We start from the raw sequence: 17,262 nt of genomic DNA, 5'->3' as shown, positions 1-17,262 counted from the left end.
CCGCGCATCTCGACAGCCAGGCGGCGGGGCTCGGCGCGCCGCCCGGCTGATCGCGCCGGCCCGGCGCCGCCGTCAGGCGCGCAGGTCGCAGACGCGACAGACAGCCCGTTCGCCGCGGTCATGCCCGACGAAGCGGCGCACGCATTCGTTCCGGCAGACCTGCCGTCGCCGCGGCGGCGTGTCGCCGTGACGGACCGCGGTCGCGCGCCGGGCCTGGACCGGGAACGGAACAGGGATGGCCATCGCCTGCGCCGGGCGTGGCACGCCCCGCCAGGCGGATGCCATGACACGCGCGAACGGCCCGATGGTCCGGCCTGCAGCCATGGCGCGCTTCTCCGGGCCCATGAGCCTTTCGATCCGCGAACGGCCTTCGCGACCGTTCACGGCGCGGCGCGCGGCGCTACGCGATGGAGGTGAGCAGCCCCGCCATCAGCCGCGCCCGCGGCACCAGGCTGTCCACCAGCACATGCTCCTCGAGCGTATGCGCCATCGCCCCCTGCACGCCGAGGCCGTCGAGCGTCGTGACACCCATCGCACCCGTAAAATTCCCGTCCGACCCGCCGCCGCTCGATTGCGGGTTGATGTCGTAGCCGATCGCGTTGGCGATCTTCCGCGCATGGGCGAAGAGCGCCATGCCCTTCGCATCCGCCTCCCACACCGGCCGCGTCACGCCGCGCGTGACCTCCAGCGCCACGTCGTTGGCGGAAGACCGAAGTGCGAGCATGCGCGCCACGCCCGCGTCGAGATCCTCCTGCCGCTTGGCCATGGACAGCGCCTCGGCCTCGCAGGTGGTGGTCACGCAGTTCACCCATTGCCCGCCATGGATGACGCCGACCGAGAAGGTGCAGTCGTCGGTCGTCATCTCCTCGATGGCGATGATCTGCTTGGCCATCTCGCGGATCGCGCTGCGCCCCTCGGACAGCCGCGCCCCGGCATGGGATGGCCGCCCGGTGGTCTTCAGGTTGAAGCGCGCGATGGCGTAGCGGCCCGTGACGACGCCGCCATCCGGCCGCGCCGGTTCCGGCACCAGCACGTATTTGTTGCGCGCCGCCTCGGCCTCGATGATGTCGCGCGTCGACGGGCTGCCGATCTCCTCGTCGCTGGTCAGCAGGAAGGTCACCGGCAGCTTCGTCGCCATGCCGGCGGCAAGGATCAGGCGCATCGCCTCCACGCTGATTACCGTGCCCCCCTTCATGTCGAGGATGCCCGGGCCGTAGCACTTGTTGCCTTCCCGCCGGATCGGCAGTTTCGCCAGCGTGCCGACGGGATGCACGGTATCCAGATGCGCCATGACGCAGATGCCCGGCGCGGCATCGCCGGCCGGATGCGGGAAGCGCGCGCGCACGCAGTCGCCAAGGCCCATGCGCCCCGGGATGCGGTCGATGCGCGCGCCCAGAAGTGCGAGGTCGCGCGCGGCGAGGTCCATCATCCGGTTCACCGCGGCCGCGTCGAAGGTCGGGCTCTCGCAGGCCGCCCAGCGCATCAGCCGCGCGAGGATCTCCTCCGCATCGAAGGGCAGGTCGGTGGCCGGGAATTCGCTCATGCTCACATCTCCGTCGCGTGCGTGGCGCGAAGCCTCCACCCGATGCGCGGGCCGGGCAAGGCCCCCGCTTTCGCGCTCGCCGGAAGCGCGTGCTAGCCTCGGGCGCATGAGCAGCACGACCCGCCCCCGACCGCGCCCCGTGCCGCAGACCGGCCCCGCCGTCTGGACCGCCTCCGATCTCACCGCCGCGGACTGGATGGTGCCGGTGGGCACGGAGGAAGCGGCGGAACTGGAAGCGGTGCTGACGGCGACGGAAGCGGCGGCGCCGGTGCCGCCCCTCACGCGCCTCGCGCCGATCCTCGCCGATGTCGTCGCGCGGCTGGATACCGGCCGCGGCTTCTGCCTGCTGCGCGGCCTGCCCTTCGACCGGCATGGCGCGGCGGCGGCGGAAGCCGCGCTGCTCGCGCTCGGCGAACAGATCGGCAAGCCGCTCAATTCCATCGCCGCGCCTGTCGCGCGGCTGACCGGCCCCGCCCCGGCCGAGGGCGCCGCCGGATCCGGCCCGCCGCGCTTCCACATCGAGGCCTGCGACGTCATCGCGCTGCTGTGCCTGGCCAACGGGCCGGAGGCGCCGGCGCATATCCTCGTCTCCGCCGGCGCGGTGCACAACGAAGTGATGCGTCGCGACCGCGCCGCGCTCGCCGAACTCTATACGCCCGCGCCGCTGCTCGAGAATGGCGAGCCGGTCGAGCGCGCGGTCTTCACCATGACCGAAGGCGCGTTTGCCGCGCGCTACACGCGCCACGCGGTGGAGGAAGCGGCGACCCTGCCGCAGCCCGGCGCGCCGCCGCTCTCCGCCGGGCTGCGCCCCGCCTTCGACCTGCTCGATTCCGTCTGCGCCGAGCCCGCGCTGATGCTGAAGCTGGAACCGCGGCCGGGCGACCTGCTGCTGTTCAACCCGCATATCGTGTGGAAGCGCCGGACGCTCGCGGAGACACCCGCCGACGCGCCGGATGCGGCGCAGGAATTCCGCCGGCTGCGGATCACCATGGAACATTCCCGTCGCACCGTCGCGGAGCCCGGCTGATGCGCCTTCTCGTCGCCAATGCGAACACGACCCAGGCGATCACCGAGGCTTGCGCCGCCGCCGCGCGTGCCGCGGCCTCGCCGGGCACCGAGATCGTCGCCGCCACGCCGCGCTTCGGCCCGGCCGTCATCTCCTCCCGCGCCGAGAACGTGATCGCCGGCCACGCGCTGCTCGAACTGCTCGCCGAGCATGCGGGCAAGGTCGATGCCTGCCTGCTCGCGGTCAGCCACGACACGGCGCTGGAAGCCGCGCGGCAGATGATGCCCTGCCCGGTGGTCGGCATGACGGAAGCCGCCTGCCTGGCGGGATGCATGGTCGGCGGGCGCTTCGGGCTGGTCACCTTTGGCGGCATCGAGACCTATCGGGAACTCGTCGCGCGGCATGGGCTGTCCTCGCGCCTCGCGGGGCTCGCCGGCGTGGCCGCGACGCCGCAGGAAGCCGTGGCGGACCCCGAGGCGGTCGGCGTGAAGGTGCTCGCCGCCGTCGCCGACCTCGCCGCGCAGGGGGCGGATTCCGTCGTGCTCGCGGGCGCGGCGCTAGCGGGCTTCGACCGGCTGCTGCAGGCGCGCGCGCCGGTCGCGCTGCTCGATGGCATGGCCTGCGGCGTGCGGATGGCCGAGATGCTGGTCGCGCTTCGCCTGCCCAAGCCACGCACGGGCTCCTACGCGGCCTGCGCCGGGCGGGCGAGCCTCGACCTTTCCCCCGCCCTCGCGGCGCTGCTGCGGGGCTGACCGGTGCCGCGGCTCAGCGGTCGCCGCGCCCGGGTCCGACCTGCCCGCCCTTGTAGAGCATGAAGCCGAGCATGCCGAACAACACCAGCGGCAGGGTCAGCGCCCAGGCAATCCAGCTGTCGAACAGGAACCAATGCGCCACCGGCGCGAAGGCGACCGCGCCGTATTGCAGCCCATCCCAGACGTCGTGCAGGGTCGTGGGCCCGGGCTTGTAGAGTTCGCGGCGCCGCTGTTCCCAACCATAGGGCGAAGGCGCCTTGCCGCGACCGTCCGTCCCATCCGCCTCATCGCTCACCCACCTGGCTCCCTGCGCGCCGCACCGTCGCGGCAATGCGCCGATTCCTAGAGCAGCGCGAGGTCGAGCGGAACGGCCGCGCCGCATCGTGCGCCAGCCGGACGCATCCCGTCACGGAAGGCCCGGCCGGCGCTGCATGAAGCGGCGGCATGACCGCTCCATGGGCGCGGCTGCCTGATGCGGATGCAGCACGACGTGCGCCAGCGCCCGCGCGCGTAACGGGCGCGCAGAAAGTCCCTTTCCCTACCGGCCTGTTTCGCGACACGCTGTTCCCCTGGCAAACGGACCGGGAGGCAAGCATGCTGAACAGGCGCAATCTGCTGGCGGTGGCCGGCGCAGGCTTGGCGCTCCCGGGGCTCGGGCATGCGCAGGGCACGCCGCAATTCACCTTCCGGCTGCATTCCTTCTCCTCGCCTACCGCGCTCGACCACACCATGCACCTCGATCGCTGGGCCGAACGCATCGGCACAGCCTCCCAGGGCCGCATCAAGGTCGAGGTCTATCCGGCAATGCAGCTGGGCGGGCAGCCGCGCGACCTGGTGCAGCAGCTCGAGGACGGGGTCGTCGACATCATCTGGACCGTGCCGGGCTTCACGCCGGGCCGCTTCATGGGGATCGAGGGGCTGGAACTGCCCTTCCTCAACACCGGCCGGTCGCTGACGCAGTCGCCGGCGGCGATGGAATTCGCGCTGAAGCATCTCGCGGACAACGAACTCCGCGGCATCAAGGTCATCGCCATCAACGCGACGGACCGCGCGCTGGTGCACACCACGCGCAAGCCGATCCGCACGCTGGACGATTTCCGCGGCCTGCGCCTGCGCGTCGCCGGCCGTTGGATCGGGGAGGCGGTGACCGCCCTCGGCGCCACGCCTGTCGGCATCGCCCTGCCCGGCGTGTATGAGGCGCTGGCCCGCGGCCAGGTGGATGGCATGCTGATCAACTGGGCGATCACCCAGCCCTACCGCTTCTATGAAGTGGCGAAGTTCCACACCGAGCCGCCGGGCGGCCTGTTCCAGGGCTGCATCCTGACGCTGATGTCGCAGCGCTCCTACAACCGCCTGCCGGCCGATCTGAAGGCCGTGATCGACGCCGATTCCGGCATCGCGCTCTCCCGCCGCCTGGGCGAGATCTGGGACAGCCAGACCCAGGGCGCGATCGACGCGACGCGCGCATCCCAGGGCAACGAGATCATCGAGGTGGACGCGGCCGAGAAGGAACGCTGGTCGCGCGCCGTCCAGCCCGTCTACGAGGCCTGGATCGCCGAGATGACGCGCCGCGGGCGCAACGGGCGGGCGATGTTCGACGACATCCTCGCCATCACCCGGAGCCACGGGCGCACCGGGTGAAGGCGCTGCGGGATGCGCTGACCGCGGTCTCGCGCGCGGCGGCGCTGGTCGGCGGGCTGCTGCTGCTGGGCGCGGTCGGCGTCACCTGCGCCTCCGTCGCGCGGGGCATGTTGGGCCGGCCGATCCTGGGCGACACCGAGATCGTCGAGCTCTGCCTCGGCGTCGCGGTCGCGCTGTACCTGCCCTGGGCCGAGATGCGCGGCGCGCATGTGATCGTCGACGTCTTCACCGCGCGGCTGCCGGCGCGCGGCCTCGCCTGGCTCGATGCGGCCATGCGCGGCTGCGTCGCGCTGGTGGCGACGGTGCTCGCGCTGCGCATCGCCGACGGCACGCTGGTGCAATACGAGCGCGAGCGCGCCTCGATGTTCCTCGAACTGCCCTATTGGTGGGGCTATGCGGGGGCGGCGGCGGGCCTCGCGCTGTGGACCGTCACGGCCTTCTTCGTCGCGGCGGAACACTTCGCGCAGGCGCGTCGCCCGGCATGACCGGCTTCGAGATCGGCCTCGCCATGTTCGCCGGGGCGCTGCTGCTGATCGGGCTGCGCATGCCCGTGGGCGTGGCGATGCTGCTGGTGGGCGGGCTGGGCTATGCCGCCATCACCGGCTGGACGCCGCTGCTGGCCACGCTGCGCAGCATGGCCTTCAGCAAGTTCTCCTCCTACACGCTGTCGGTCATCCCGCTGTTCCTGCTGATGGGGGATTTCGCGACCAAGGGCGGGCTCAACCGCGCGCTGTTCGCCGCCGCGCGCGCCTGGCTCGGGCACCGGCGGGGCGGGCTCGGGCTTGCCACCATCGGCGGCTGCGCGGCCTTCGGTGCGATCTGCGGGTCGTCGCTCGCCACCGCCGCGACCATGAGCCAGGTGGCGCTGCCCGAGATGCGCCGGCATGGCTATTCCCCGGCGCTGTCCACCGGCACGCTGGCGGCCGGCGGCACGCTCGGCATCCTCATCCCGCCTTCCGTCATCCTGGTGATCTACGCGATCTACACGGAACAGAGCATCGGCGTGCTGTTCATCGCCGCCGTCATCCCGGGCATCCTGGCGACGCTCTGCTACATGGCGGTGGTCAATATCTACGCCCGCATGGTCCCCGGCGCGGCGCCCCCGGCCGAGCGCATCCCCTGGTCGCAGCGCTGGCGCCCGACGCTCGAAGTCTGGCCCGTCATCCTCGTCTTCGTGCTCGTCGTCACCGGCATGTATGCCGGCTGGTTCAGCCCGACCGAGGGTGCGGCGGTGGGGGCGGCCGCGACGGGCGTGCTGGCGGTGGTGCTGGGCGGGATGCGCTGGGAGGGGCTGCGCGACAGCCTGCTGTCCACCGCCGAGACGACGGGGCTGATCTTCCTGATGCTGCTGGGGGCGGAGCTGTTCTCCGCCGCGCTGGCGCTCTCCCGCGTGCCGGCGGAACTCTCGGCGGCTGTGGCGGGGCTCGACGTGCCGCCGCTCGCGATCCTGCTCGCGATCCTGCTGATCTACTTCATCCTCGGCTGCTTCATGGAGAGCATGGCGATGGTGCTGCTGACGCTGCCCATCTTCGTGCCGCTGATGCTCGCGCTGGATTTCGGGCTGAACCCGCAGCAGGTGCTGGTCTGGTTCGGCATCCTGGTGCTGGTGAGCGTGGAGGTGGGGATGATCTCCCCACCCTTCGGGCTCAACCTGTTCGTCATCAACGCCATGGCGAAGGACGTGCCGATGGGGGAGACCTATCGCGGCGTCGCGGGCTTCGTCGCCTCGGACGTGGTGCGGATCGTCATCCTGGTCTTCGTGCCCGCGCTGTCGCTGTGGCTGCCCGGCCTGTGGTGAAGGCCGGGCCGGCGTTCAGTCCACCGTCGCGCCGGAGACGCGCACGACCTCCGCCCATTTTGTGATCTCGGCGCGGATATAGGCCTCGAAGGCCGCCGGCGTGCTGCCGCCCTGCGGCGTCAGGTTGGGTGGGCTGCCGCCCAGTTCCGCGATGCGCGCGAGATAGGCCGGGTCGCGCACGATGGTGTCGATCTCCGCTCCCATGCGCTCGATGATCGGCCGCGGCGTGCGCGAAGGCGCCTGGATGCCGAACCAAGCGGTCGCCTCGAAGTCCCGCACGCCGGCTTCCGCCAGCGTCGGCACGTCGGGCAGCGCGGCAGCCCGCACATCCGACGTGACCGCGAGCGCCCGCAGCCGCCCGTCCCGGATATGCCCGATGCAGGAGGGCATGTTGTCGCAGCCGGAATCGAGCCGCCCCGCGATCGCTTCCACCAGCATCGGCCCGGCGCCGCGGAAGGGCACGTGGGTGATGTCGGTCTCGCTGCGCAGCTTGAACATCTCCATCGTCATGTGCGGCGAACCGCCCGAGCCCGAGGAGCCATAGGTCAGCCGCCCGCGCTGCGCCTTCGCCGCCGCGACGAAATCCGCCACCGTCCGGTGCGGGGAGGATGCAGGCACGAAGATCACGTTCGGCACGCGGATCAGCAGCCCGACGGCGGCGAGATCCTCCGGCTTCACCGGCATCCGCGCGCCCCAGAGCGAATAGTTGATCGCCGCGGTGGAGATGGTGCAGGTGAGGAAGGTGTAGCCGTCGGGCTCGCTGCGCGCGACGGCCTCGGCGCCGATGTTGCCCGTGGCACCGGCGCGGTTCTCCACCACCATCGGCTGGCCGAGCCGCGCGGAGACGCGCTCGGCGAATATCCGCGCGGTGATGTCCGTGGTGCCGGCCGGCGGGAAGGGCACGATCAGGCGGATCGGCCGCGCCGGCCAGGCGGCCTGCGCGAAGGCAGGCCGCGCCAGCGGCAGCGCGGCCAGGCCGGCGATCAGGGAACGGCGGTCGACGCGCATCGGATCACTCCACCCGGACATTGGCGCGCGTCACCACATCGGCCCATTTCGCCACTTCCGCGCGCAGGAAGGCCGCGAAGGTCTCGGGGCTGGTGCCGCCATCCGGCGTGAGGCCCGGCGGATCGGCGCCGAGCGCTTCCATCCGCTGGCGGAAGGCGGGGTCGAGTGCGACCGCGTTCAGTTCCCGCCCCAGCAGTTGCACGACCGGCGCGGGCGTGGCGGCCGGGGCGAGCACGCCGAACCAGGCCGTCGCCTCGAAGCCCGGCAGCCCCTGCTCGGCGATGGTCGGCACATCGGGCATGGAGGCGTTGCGCCGCGCGCTGGTGACGCCGATGGCGCGGATCTTCCCGTCCCGGATGAAGGGCAGGGCGGAGGGGATGTTGTCCATGCCGAGCTCGATCCGCTCGGCGACCAGTTCGGTCAGCATCGGCGCCGAGCCGCGATAGGGCACATGCGTGATGTCGATGTTGGTCGCCAGCCGCAACTGCTCGACGACCACATGCGGCGATGTCGCGATGCCCGCCGTGCCGTAGTTCAGCCGGCCGGGCGCGGCGCGCGCTTCGCGCACCAGGTCCTGGATGCCGCGGATGGGCGTGCGGTTCGCCGCCATCATCACGTTCGGCACGCGCGTCATCAGCGCCACCGCCGCGAGGTCCTCGGGCTTGTAGGGCATGCGTTCGCGGAAGACGGCGAAGTTGATGGCCCCGGTGCCGATCGTCGTCAGCAGCAGCGTGTGGCCGTCGGCATCGCCGCGGGCGACGAATTCCGCCGCGACATTGCCCGAGGCGCCGGGCCGGTTGTCCACCACCACCTGCGCGCCCATCCGCCGGCCGAGCATCTCGGCGGTCAGCCGGCCCACAAGGTCCGTCGTGCCGGCCGGGGTGAAGGGGATGACGATGCGGATCGGCCGGGTGGGGAAGCCCTGCGCGGCGGCGATGCGGGGCGCGGCGAGCAGGGCGGCCATGCCCCCGAGCAGCGGGCGGCGGTGCAGTCCCATGGGTGTTTCCTTCCCGTTGTCCCCGGGGTTGCGATGCTCCCCGGGCGCTTCGTGAAGGGCACACTAGACCATGTGCCGCCGCCCGCAATCGGCGCGGTTCAGTCGACCGTGATGTTGCCGCGCCGGACCACTTCGCCCCACTTCACGATCTCCTCGTCGATGAAGCGCTGGAAGCTCGCCGGCGTGGACAGGCCATCGGGCGTCAGGCCGGGCTTCAGCCCGCCGAGATCCTCGAGCCGCCGCCACACCGCCGCGTCGGCGAGGCAGGCATTGATCTCGCGCGCCAGGCGCTCGACGATTTCCCGCGGCGTGCGCGCGGGCGCGGTCACGCCGAACCAGGCGGTCGCCTCCACCGCCGGGAAGCCGGCCTCGGCCGTCGTCGGCACGTCCGGCATGGCGGGGGAGCGGACATTGGTCGTCATGGCGAGCGGCCGCAGCCGCCCTTCCCGCAGATGGCCGATGACGGAGGGCAGGTTGTCCACCGCCACCTCGATCCGCCCGGCGATCACTTCCTGCAGCATGGGCCCCGCGCCGCGGAAGGGCACGTGGGTCAGGTCGATCCCCGCCGCCTGCTTGAGCAGTTCGCCGGTCATGTGCAGCGAGGTGCCGACGCCCGAGGAGCCGATGTTGAGCCGCCCGGGGCGCGCCTTCGCATAGTCCACCAGTTCCCGCAGCGTGCGCGGCGGCAGGCTGTTGGTCACGAAGATGGCGTTGGGCACCTTCACCACCAGCGCGACCGCGGTCATCGCATCCGGCCGGTGCGGCATGCGCGCGCCATAGAGCCCGTGGTTGATCGCGCCGGAGGAGACGGTCTGCATCAGCAGCGTGTAGCCATCGGGGTCCGCCTTCGCGACCACGTCGGCGCCGATGTTGCCGCCGGCGCCGCCGGGGCGGTTTTCCACCACCACGTTCTGGCCCAGGCGCTGGGTCAGCGGCTCGATCAGAACGCGGGCGGCAAGGTCGGTGGTCCCGCCGGGCGGAAAGCCGACGACGAGGCGGATGGGCCGCGCCGGGAAGGCCTGGGCCAGGGCCGGCCGGGCCAGGGTGGCGGCGGCGATGCCGCCCAGCATGGAACGACGGTCGATCATGGCGGCGTGTCTCCTCCCCGAGGCCCCTTGGCAGGGTCCGTTGTCGCTATCCTCGCAACCTGCGCAATCATGGCCGCGGGATCAACCTCGCGCGCCGCGCGCGGGCCCGTTACCCTGCGCCTTCGCGGGTGGCGGGGCAGGGGGTTTCGGGCCGATGGGGTTCCTCAGGCTGTACGGGCGCGTGCTGTGGTTGCTCGGCACCGACCGGCCGATGGCGGCGGGGCTCACCGTGGCCGCGCTCGCCATGGCGGGGCTGCAATTCCTCGAACCCGTCCTGTTCGGCCGCGTCGTGGACCTTCTCGCCCGATCGGACCGGATGGAATCGGGCGCCCTGTGGGCCGAGGCGGCGACGCTGCTCATCGTCTGGGGCATCGTCGGCATGAGCGGCATCGCCGCCAATGTCGCCGTCGGGCTGTTCGCCGACCGGATGGCGCATCGCAACCGCCTGAAGGTGATGCACGACTATTTCCAGCACGTGCTCGCCCTGCCGCTGTCCTTCCACGGGGATACGCAGTCGGGCCGGCTGATGAAGATCATGCTGGTCGGCACGGACAACCTGTTCGGGCTCTGGCTCGGCTTCTTCCGCGAGCACATCGTCACCTTCGTCTCGCTGATCGTGCTGCTGCCGATGACGCTCGTCATGAACTGGCGGCTCGGCCTGCTGCTCATGGGGCTCGTCGTCGTCTTCGCCGTCGTCTCCGCCTATGTCATCCGTCGCACCCAGGCGGCGCAGTCAAAGGTGGAGCAGTTCCATTCGCGGCTCGCCGGCAGCGCACAGGATGCGCTGTCCAACGTGGTGGTCGTGCAATCCTTCACGCGCCTGAACTCGGAAGCGCGGATGTTCGGCGACATCGTCCGCCAGGTGCTGGACCACCAGTTCCCGGTGCTGAACTGGTGGGCGGTGGTGGCGGTGCTGACGCGCGCGGCCTCCACCCTCTGCGTCATCGCGATCTTCGTGCTCGGCACGGTGCTGCATGTGCGCGGCCAGGCGACGGTGGGCGAGATCGTATCGTTCATGGGCTTCGCCACGCTGATGATCGGGCGGCTGGAAGGCGCGGTCGGCTTCGTCTCCCACATGGTCTTCGTCGCCCCGCGGATCGAGGAACTGTTCGGCGTGCTCGACGCGAGGTCGAGCGTGCCGGAAGCGCCCGACGCCATCGACATCGGCCGCGCCAGGGGGGAAGTGGCCTTCGAGGCCGTGGGCTTCGCCTATCCCGGCGGCCCGCCCATCCTGCGCGAAGTCTCCTTCGCCGCAGCACCCGGGCAGACCATCGCGCTGGTCGGCCAGACCGGGGCGGGCAAGTCCACCGCCATGGCGCTGCTGCAGCGGCTGTGGGACCCGTCCGAGGGGCGCATCACGCTGGATGGGCACGATCTGCGGCAGGTCAGCCTGGAATCGCTCCGCCGCAACGTCGGCGTCGTCTTCCAGGAAAGCATGCTGTTCAGCCGCACCATCCGGGAGAACCTGCTGGTCGGCCGGCCGGACGCGACCCAGGCCGAGATCGAGGAGGCCTGCCGCCAGGCCGAGGCGCACGACTTCATCCTCCGCCAGCCCCAGGGCTACGACACGATCGTGGGGGAACGCGGGTCGAACCTCTCGGGCGGGCAGCGCCAGCGCCTGGCCATCGCCCGCGCGCTGATCAAGAACCCGCCGGTGCTGATCCTGGACGAGGCGACGAGCGCGCTCGACGCCGCGACGGAAGCCCGCGTGCAGAAGGCGCTCGGGCGGCTGATGGCCGGGCGCACCACCTTCATCATCGCCCATCGCCTGTCGACGGTGCGGGAAGCCGACGAGATCATGGTCTTCGACGGCGGCCAGGTGGCCGAGCGCGGGCCCTTCGCGACGCTGGTCGCGCAGGATGGGCGCTTCGCGGAACTGGTCCGCACGCAGTTGGCCGGCGGTGCCGCGCCGGCGCATTGACGCAGGCGCGAAGGGGCCGCTTGCACGCGGCAGACCCGCCCTGTCATGCTCGCGCCATGGTTGCGCGGGCAGGGATGCCGGGCCGCCTTCCTGAACCGCCGCCCGGCGCCCCGGAGCCGCGCCCCGCCAGCCCTTCGGCCGGCGGCGCACGAACGGGGGTCTTGCGATGACGATCAAGTCCATCCTGCGGGGCAAGGGCGCGGACGTCTTCTCGGTCGGACCGGGGGAAGACGCGACCTCGATCGCCCGCGCGCTCGCCACCCACCGCATCGGTGCGGCGCTGGTGCGCGACGGGAATGGTGCGGTGCTCGGCATCGTCAGCGAGCGCGACATCGTCCGCGCCCTGGCGCGCGAAGGCACGCCCGCGCTGGCCCGTACCGCGCGCGAACTGATGACGGTGGACCTCGTCACAGCGACGCCCGAGACGAGCGTGGCCGAGGCGCTGGCCCTGATGACCAACCATCGCTGCCGGCACCTGCCGGTGATGGAGGCCGGGCAGCTCGCCGGCATGGTCTCGATCGGGGACCTGGTGAAGGCGCGCATCGCGGAAGCGGAACAGGAGGCGGAGAACCTGCGCGCCTTCGTCACGGCGGCGTAGTTTTTTGACCTCAAGCGCCGGCGCCGCCATCCGGCGGCTTGGCTTGCGCGCCGTGCGCTCCCGGATCGAGGCCGGGCCTCGATCCGCACGTCCCGATGGGGCGCCATCGCCGCGCGCCGTTGGCCGTGCCACGCTGCGCAGGCCACACCGCGGAGCGCATCATGGACCTTCAACTGACCGGCAAGATCGCCCTCGTCACCGGCGCATCAGCCGGGCTCGGCCGCGCCATCGCGCAGGAACTCGCCGCCGAGGGCTGCCGCCTCGCCATCCTCGCCCGCCGGCGCCATTTGCTCGAAGACTTCGCACGCGAACTGCCCGCCTCCGCCACGCCCTTCGTGATCGAGCAGGACATCACCGCCCCCGATGCCGCGCCGCGCATCCGCGACGCGGTGCTCGGCCATTTCGGGCGGCTGGATATCCTCGTGAACAATGCCGGCGGCTCGCGCCCGCAGACCGACCTCGGCACGGACGAGGTCTGGCAGGAAGCGATGCTGCTGAACTTCGAGGCCGGGCGGCGCATCACCCACGCGCTGATCCCAGCCATGCAGGCCAACCAATGGGGGCGCATCGTCAGCCTGACCGGCACGGACGAGCCCTTCTCCATCAACCCCGCCAACGCCCCGAACGGCGCGGTCCACATCTGGTCCAAGGCGCTGTCGCGCGTCCTCGGCAAGGACGGCATCACGGTGAACTGCGTGCCCCCCGGCCGGATCCGGTCGGAACAGATCGACGCCCGCGTGCTGACCAGCGACGAGGCCCGCCGCGCCTGGGCGGAGAAGGAGGTGCCGGTCGGCTACATCGGGCAGCCGCGCGACCTCGCCGTGCTGGTCGCCTTCCTCTGTTCCCCGCTTGCCCGCTACATCACCGGCCAGGTCATTCATGTGGATGGTGGAACGCTGCGATCGAGCCATTGAAGCCGGGGGCGCGGCGGCGCGAGGCTGGAGCCCCGTCGCAGGAGCCGCCATGACCCATCCCGCGAACCAAGCCGCGCCGCACCGCCCGCGCAACGGTCACCACAGCCACCTGCGCGCGACGATCGCCCGCGCCCGCCTCAGGCGCCGCGCCCTCGGCCCCGCGCCGCCCGTGCCGATCGGGGAGAGGCTCGCCGATGCCGTCGCGGCGACCGTCGGCTCCTGGCGCTTCATCCTGATCCAGTCCGTGCTCATCCTCGGCTGGATCAGCGGCAACGCGACCTTCGGCGGCGGCGCCTGGGACCCCTATCCCTTCATCCTGCTCAACCTGCTGCTCTCCTTCCAGGCGGCCTACACCGCGCCGGTCATCATGATGAGCCAGAACCGCCAGTCGGATGTCGATCGTGAACGCGCCATGGCGGACTACCAGGTGAACATCCGCGCGGAAGCCGAGATCGCCCTGCTGCACGAGAAGATCGACCTGATGCGCGAACGCGAATTGCTCGAACTGACACACCTGCTGAAGGCCGCGCTGGCGCGCATCGACACGCTGGAAGGAAGGGGGGCGACCCCGTGATCAACCTCGCCGTCCGCGTCCTGCTCGCCCTCGGCGGCTCACTCGCCGCCCTGTTCGTCGCCCGCGATTCGCCCAATTTCGGCGTGGTGCAGGGCATGCTCTCGACCGTCGTGCTGGTCTGCTTCGTCCTCATCCTCGTGCTCTGGCGGCGGGGCAAGAAGGAAGACTAGGCGACGCGGCGCTTCCCTCCGCGCCCGCGGCACGGCACTTTCGCACCGGATGGCGATCGTTCAGGCCCTGCTGGCGCTGATCGCGGCCTGCATCGGCTTCGCCCTGCTGGCCCGGCGCGCGCGGCTTCCCTATGCGGTGGTGCTCGTGCTGGGCGGCATGGCGCTCGCCTTCATCCCCGGCGTGCCGCAGGTCGAACTCGACCCGGAGATCGCGCTCGCCTTCTTCCTGCCGCCGCTGCTGCAGGCGAGCGCCTACCGGACCGACTGGCCCGCCTTCAAGGGCAGCCTCCGGCCGATCCTCTTCCTCGCCGTCGGCGCGGTGCTGTTCACCACCGTGGTGGTCGCGGCGGTGGCCAAGACGCTCATCCCCGGCCTGCCCTGGGCCGCGGCCTTCGCGCTCGGCGCCATCGTCGCCCCGCCGGATGCCGTCGCGGCCGCGGCCGTGCTCCAGCGCCTGCGCCTGCCGCGGCGCCTCGTCGTCGTGCTGGAAGGCGAAAGCCTGATCAACGACGCCTCCGCGCTCGTGCTCTACCGCTTCGCGGTGGCGGCGACGCTGGCCGGCGCCTTTTCCTTCGTCGAGGCCGGGCTGTCCTTCGTCGCGCTATCGATCGGGGGCGCCGTCATCGGCTGGGCGATCGGGCGCGGCGCGGTCATCGCCATCCGGCGGCTGGAGGACACGCTGCTCGAGACGGCGGCCTCCTTCATCGCCTGCTTCGCCTCCTTCTTCGCCGCGGAATTCGTCCATGTCTCGGGCGTCATCGCCGTGGTCGCGACCGGCCTCGTGCTCGGCCGCGCGCAGCATCGCTTTTCCGCCCGCACGCGGCAGGAATCGCGCACGGTGTGGGAATTCATCGAGTTCGTCCTGAACTCGCTCGTGTTCATCCTGATCGGCCTGCAGCTGAACGAGATCCTGGGCCGGATGCAGGACCAGCCTTCCTGGCACCTCGCGCTGCTCGCCATCGCCGTCTCGGCCGCGCTGATCGCGGCGCGCTTCGTCTGGATCTTCCCCGCCGTCGGCGCGGAATGGCTGCTCGACCGCGCGCGCCGCCGCGACGGGCCGCCGCGCTGGCGGGAAGCGACGGTTGTCTCCTGGGCGGGGATGCGCGGCGTGGTCTCGCTCGCCGCTGCGCTTGCGCTGCCGCTGAACTTCCCCGAGCGCGACATCATCGTCTTCCTCGCCTTCTGCGCCATCCTCGCCACGCTGGTGCTGCAGGGCACGACGCTGGAATGGGTGATCCGACGCCTGGGCGTGGAGGAAAGGCGCCGCCCCGGCATGGGCGTCGATGAAGCGGCCGCCCGCACCCTGATCGCCCATGCCTCGCTGCGGGAGATGGAATGCCGCGCGGAGGACATCCTGGCCGGCGTCATCGCCCAGGACCTGCTGCCGGAATACCGCGACCGGGTGCGGCTGCTCGACGGCATCAACCAGGGCGCGATCGCCGCCGAGCGCGCGGCGCGGCTCGAACTGCGCCTGCACGCGCTGCGCGCCGGCCGCGCCCGGCTGCTCCGCCACCGCAAGGAGGACGGGGTGGATGAGGAACTGATGGCGCGGCTGACCGAGGAACTGGACCTCGAGGAACTCCGCCTGCGCCGGCTGATGGGCGTGGCGGAGGGCTGATCCGCGCGGGAATCGATCCGCCGCGCTATAGGGGGCGCATGACGGACCTTCGCCAGGCCCTCGAGGACGCCCGCCGGGCGCTGCTCGACCTTTCCACCCGCAACCGGCTGCTCGCCCTGCCCAAGCCGGGGCGGTCCCGCGGCGTCGTCATCCTGGACGACGAGGATGCGGATTTCGTCCTCGGCGCCCTGATGGGCGGCAAGCCCTTCGGCTTCGAAGCGGCGGGGGAGGACGCGCCCGAACCCGCGCCCGAGACCGCCGAGCCACCCGCCGAGGGCAAGCCCGTCCGCGCCCGCCGCCGCACCAGCAAGGCTGCCGCCAAGGCCGAGGGTGTGGCCAAGGCCGACGGCGCCGCGGCGCGGGAGGACTGGCAGCGCGACGACGCGCTGCGCGTCCGCCTGCCCCCCGCCGACCTCGCCCGCCGCCTGCGCGACCTGATGACGGATGCCCGCACGGCGCGGGAGGAAACCGGCGTCCCCACGCTGTATCTCGCGCTCGGCGCGCTGGTCTGGCGCGACCCCATGACGCCCGAGACCGAACGCCGCGCCCCGCTCGTGCTGCTGCCCGTCGCGATCGAGCGCGAGGGCGTCTCCCGCAGCTTCCGCCTCCGCGCGGGCGGGGAGGAGCCGGCTGAGAACCTCTCCCTGCGCGAAATGCTGAAGGTGAACTTCCGCACGTCGCTGCCCGACTTCGACGCCGAGGCCTACAACCCCACCGCCTGGGCCGAGGCCGTCGCCCAGGCCGTGAAGGACCAGGCCAACTGGACGGTCGAGGCCGATGCGCTCGCCGTCGGCCTGTTCTCGTTTGCAAAATTCCTGATGTGGCGCGACCTGGGGCCGGAGGAGAATCCCGGCCTCGCCGACCATCCGCTGGTGCGCGCGCTGGTCGGCGGCGAGCCGCTCTCCGCCCCGCCGACGCTGCCCGACGATGCGGATGTGGATGCCGAGATCCCCGTCGAGCGGCTGGACCACGTCGTCGACATGGACGGCTCCCAGGCCTTGGCGGCCGAGGCGGTGCGGCGCGGCGGGCATGTCGTCATCCAGGGGCCGCCGGGCACGGGCAAGTCCCAGACCATCGCGACCATCCTCGCCCAGGCCATCCTCGATGGCCGCTCCGTGCTGTTCGTGGCCGAGAAACTGGCGGCGCTGGAGGTGGTGAAGCGCCGGCTGGAGAACATCGGCCTTGGCGCCGCGGTGCTGGAACTGCATTCGGAAAAGCAGTCCAAGCGCGCGGTACTGGACGAACTGCGCGCGACGCTTGCCCTGCCGCCGCCGCCGAAGCCGGATCGCGCGACGGTGGTGGACCGGCTCGCCAGCCTGCGCGGGCGGCTCAACCGCCACGCCGCTGCGATGCGCGAGACCGCCGGCGCCTCGGGCATCCCGCTGCACCAGGTGATCGGCACGCTCGTCGCGCTGCGCCGGCGCGGCGCGCGCGTGCCGGACTTCACGCTCGACGTCGCGGGCTGGGACGGCGCGACCATCGCCGCCAAGCGCGACGCGGTGCGCGACCTTGCCGCGCGCGCGGTCGAAGCGGATGGCGCGCACAACCCCTGGCGCGGCGTGACGGCGGATCTCGGCCCGGCGGATGCGGACCGGCTGATGGCGAGACTACCCGGCTGGATCCGCGCCTTCGCG

General features: G+C 71.9%; 17 protein-coding genes. 12 read left to right on the top strand and 5 right to left on the bottom strand.

Annotated features, from left to right (window positions below; all coding sequences use genetic code 11):
• Positions 1-400 precede the first annotated feature (400 nt).
• Positions 401-1,543 carry a M20/M25/M40 family metallo-hydrolase gene (locus HW577_RS08915; protein ID WP_198375791.1) on the bottom strand — a complete coding sequence of 381 codons (1,143 nt, stop codon included), beginning with the start codon at positions 1,541-1,543 and terminating at the stop codon, positions 401-403.
• 106 nt (positions 1,544-1,649) lie between these two features.
• Between HW577_RS08915 and HW577_RS08910 the strand changes: the two genes are divergently transcribed.
• Positions 1,650-2,570, top strand: a complete 921-nt coding sequence (locus HW577_RS08910; RefSeq protein WP_198375790.1) for a TauD/TfdA family dioxygenase — start codon at positions 1,650-1,652, stop codon at positions 2,568-2,570.
• The gene (locus HW577_RS08905) at positions 2,570-3,301 is read left to right on the top strand and encodes an aspartate/glutamate racemase family protein (RefSeq protein ID WP_198375789.1); all 732 of its coding nucleotides are present in this window, start codon (positions 2,570-2,572) and stop codon (positions 3,299-3,301) included. Before HW577_RS08910 ends, HW577_RS08905 begins: the two co-directional genes overlap by 1 nt.
• A gap of 13 nt (positions 3,302-3,314) precedes the next feature.
• On the opposite strand, the gene HW577_RS08900 is transcribed toward HW577_RS08905, so the two are convergent.
• Positions 3,315-3,596 (bottom strand): hypothetical protein, encoded by a 282-nt coding sequence (locus HW577_RS08900; RefSeq protein WP_198375788.1) that lies wholly within the window; start codon positions 3,594-3,596, stop codon positions 3,315-3,317.
• A 299-nt stretch (positions 3,597-3,895) separates the two neighbouring features.
• Between HW577_RS08900 and HW577_RS08895 the strand changes: the two genes are divergently transcribed.
• Genes HW577_RS08895 through HW577_RS08885 form a run of 3 tightly spaced genes read left to right on the top strand, consistent with a single transcriptional unit; the run spans position 3,896 to position 6,740 of the window.
• The gene (locus HW577_RS08895; protein ID WP_198375787.1) at positions 3,896-4,942 is read left to right on the top strand and encodes a TRAP transporter substrate-binding protein; all 1,047 of its coding nucleotides are present in this window, start codon (positions 3,896-3,898) and stop codon (positions 4,940-4,942) included.
• Positions 4,939-5,427 carry a TRAP transporter small permease gene (locus HW577_RS08890; RefSeq protein WP_198375786.1) on the top strand — a complete coding sequence of 163 codons (489 nt, stop codon included), beginning with the start codon at positions 4,939-4,941 and terminating at the stop codon, positions 5,425-5,427. The genes HW577_RS08895 and HW577_RS08890 overlap by 4 nt, the downstream gene beginning before the upstream one ends.
• On the top strand, positions 5,424-6,740 hold the full coding sequence (locus tag HW577_RS08885; protein WP_198375785.1) for a TRAP transporter large permease: 1,317 nt from the start codon (positions 5,424-5,426) through the stop codon (positions 6,738-6,740). Before HW577_RS08890 ends, HW577_RS08885 begins: the two co-directional genes overlap by 4 nt.
• A 15-nt stretch (positions 6,741-6,755) precedes the next feature.
• Here the strand turns inward: HW577_RS08885 and HW577_RS08880 are convergent, their stop codons facing one another.
• From HW577_RS08880 to HW577_RS08870, 3 genes are all read right to left on the bottom strand, one after another.
• Entirely contained in the window at positions 6,756-7,748 is a 993-nt protein-coding gene (locus HW577_RS08880; RefSeq protein WP_198375784.1) for a Bug family tripartite tricarboxylate transporter substrate binding protein, read from the bottom strand.
• A 4-nt stretch (positions 7,749-7,752) separates the two neighbouring features.
• Complete coding sequence (locus HW577_RS08875) at positions 7,753-8,745, bottom strand: Bug family tripartite tricarboxylate transporter substrate binding protein (protein ID WP_198375783.1); 993 nt, start codon at positions 8,743-8,745, stop codon at positions 7,753-7,755.
• A 98-nt stretch (positions 8,746-8,843) separates the two neighbouring features.
• On the bottom strand, positions 8,844-9,833 hold the full coding sequence (locus tag HW577_RS08870) for a Bug family tripartite tricarboxylate transporter substrate binding protein (RefSeq protein ID WP_198375782.1): 990 nt from the start codon (positions 9,831-9,833) through the stop codon (positions 8,844-8,846).
• A 154-nt stretch (positions 9,834-9,987) separates the two neighbouring features.
• Here HW577_RS08870 and HW577_RS08865 point away from each other — a divergent pair, with 154 nt between their 5' ends.
• From HW577_RS08865 to HW577_RS08835, 7 genes are all read left to right on the top strand, one after another.
• Complete coding sequence (locus HW577_RS08865) at positions 9,988-11,754, top strand: glucan ABC transporter ATP-binding protein/ permease (RefSeq protein WP_198375781.1); 1,767 nt, start codon at positions 9,988-9,990, stop codon at positions 11,752-11,754.
• Positions 11,755-11,920: 166 nt separating this feature from the next.
• Positions 11,921-12,352, top strand: coding sequence for a CBS domain-containing protein (locus tag HW577_RS08860; RefSeq protein ID WP_198375780.1), 432 nt, complete (start codon positions 11,921-11,923; stop codon positions 12,350-12,352).
• A 161-nt stretch (positions 12,353-12,513) separates the two neighbouring features.
• Positions 12,514-13,266: an SDR family NAD(P)-dependent oxidoreductase gene (locus HW577_RS08855; RefSeq protein ID WP_198375779.1), complete on the top strand. Its 753-nt coding sequence runs from the start codon at positions 12,514-12,516 to the stop codon at positions 13,264-13,266.
• A 49-nt stretch (positions 13,267-13,315) separates the two neighbouring features.
• Positions 13,316-13,840, top strand: a complete 525-nt coding sequence (locus HW577_RS08850) for a DUF1003 domain-containing protein (protein ID WP_198375778.1) — start codon at positions 13,316-13,318, stop codon at positions 13,838-13,840.
• A complete protein-coding gene (locus HW577_RS08845) occupies positions 13,837-14,010 on the top strand; it encodes a hypothetical protein (protein WP_198375777.1) in 174 nt (57 codons plus the stop codon). The genes HW577_RS08850 and HW577_RS08845 overlap by 4 nt, the downstream gene beginning before the upstream one ends.
• 49 nt (positions 14,011-14,059) lie before the next feature.
• Positions 14,060-15,628: a Na+/H+ antiporter gene (locus HW577_RS08840; RefSeq protein WP_198375776.1), complete on the top strand. Its 1,569-nt coding sequence runs from the start codon at positions 14,060-14,062 to the stop codon at positions 15,626-15,628.
• 38 nt (positions 15,629-15,666) lie between these two features.
• Positions 15,667-17,262, top strand: a 1,596-nt coding sequence (locus HW577_RS08835; protein WP_198375775.1) for a DUF4011 domain-containing protein, incomplete at its 3' end; no start/stop codon positions are given.

It is taken from the genome of Neoroseomonas rubea (genome assembly GCF_016106015.1).
Classification (GTDB): domain Bacteria; phylum Pseudomonadota; class Alphaproteobacteria; order Acetobacterales; family Acetobacteraceae; genus Neoroseomonas; species Neoroseomonas rubea.
This window is presented reverse-complemented; position numbering and strand designations above follow the sequence as displayed.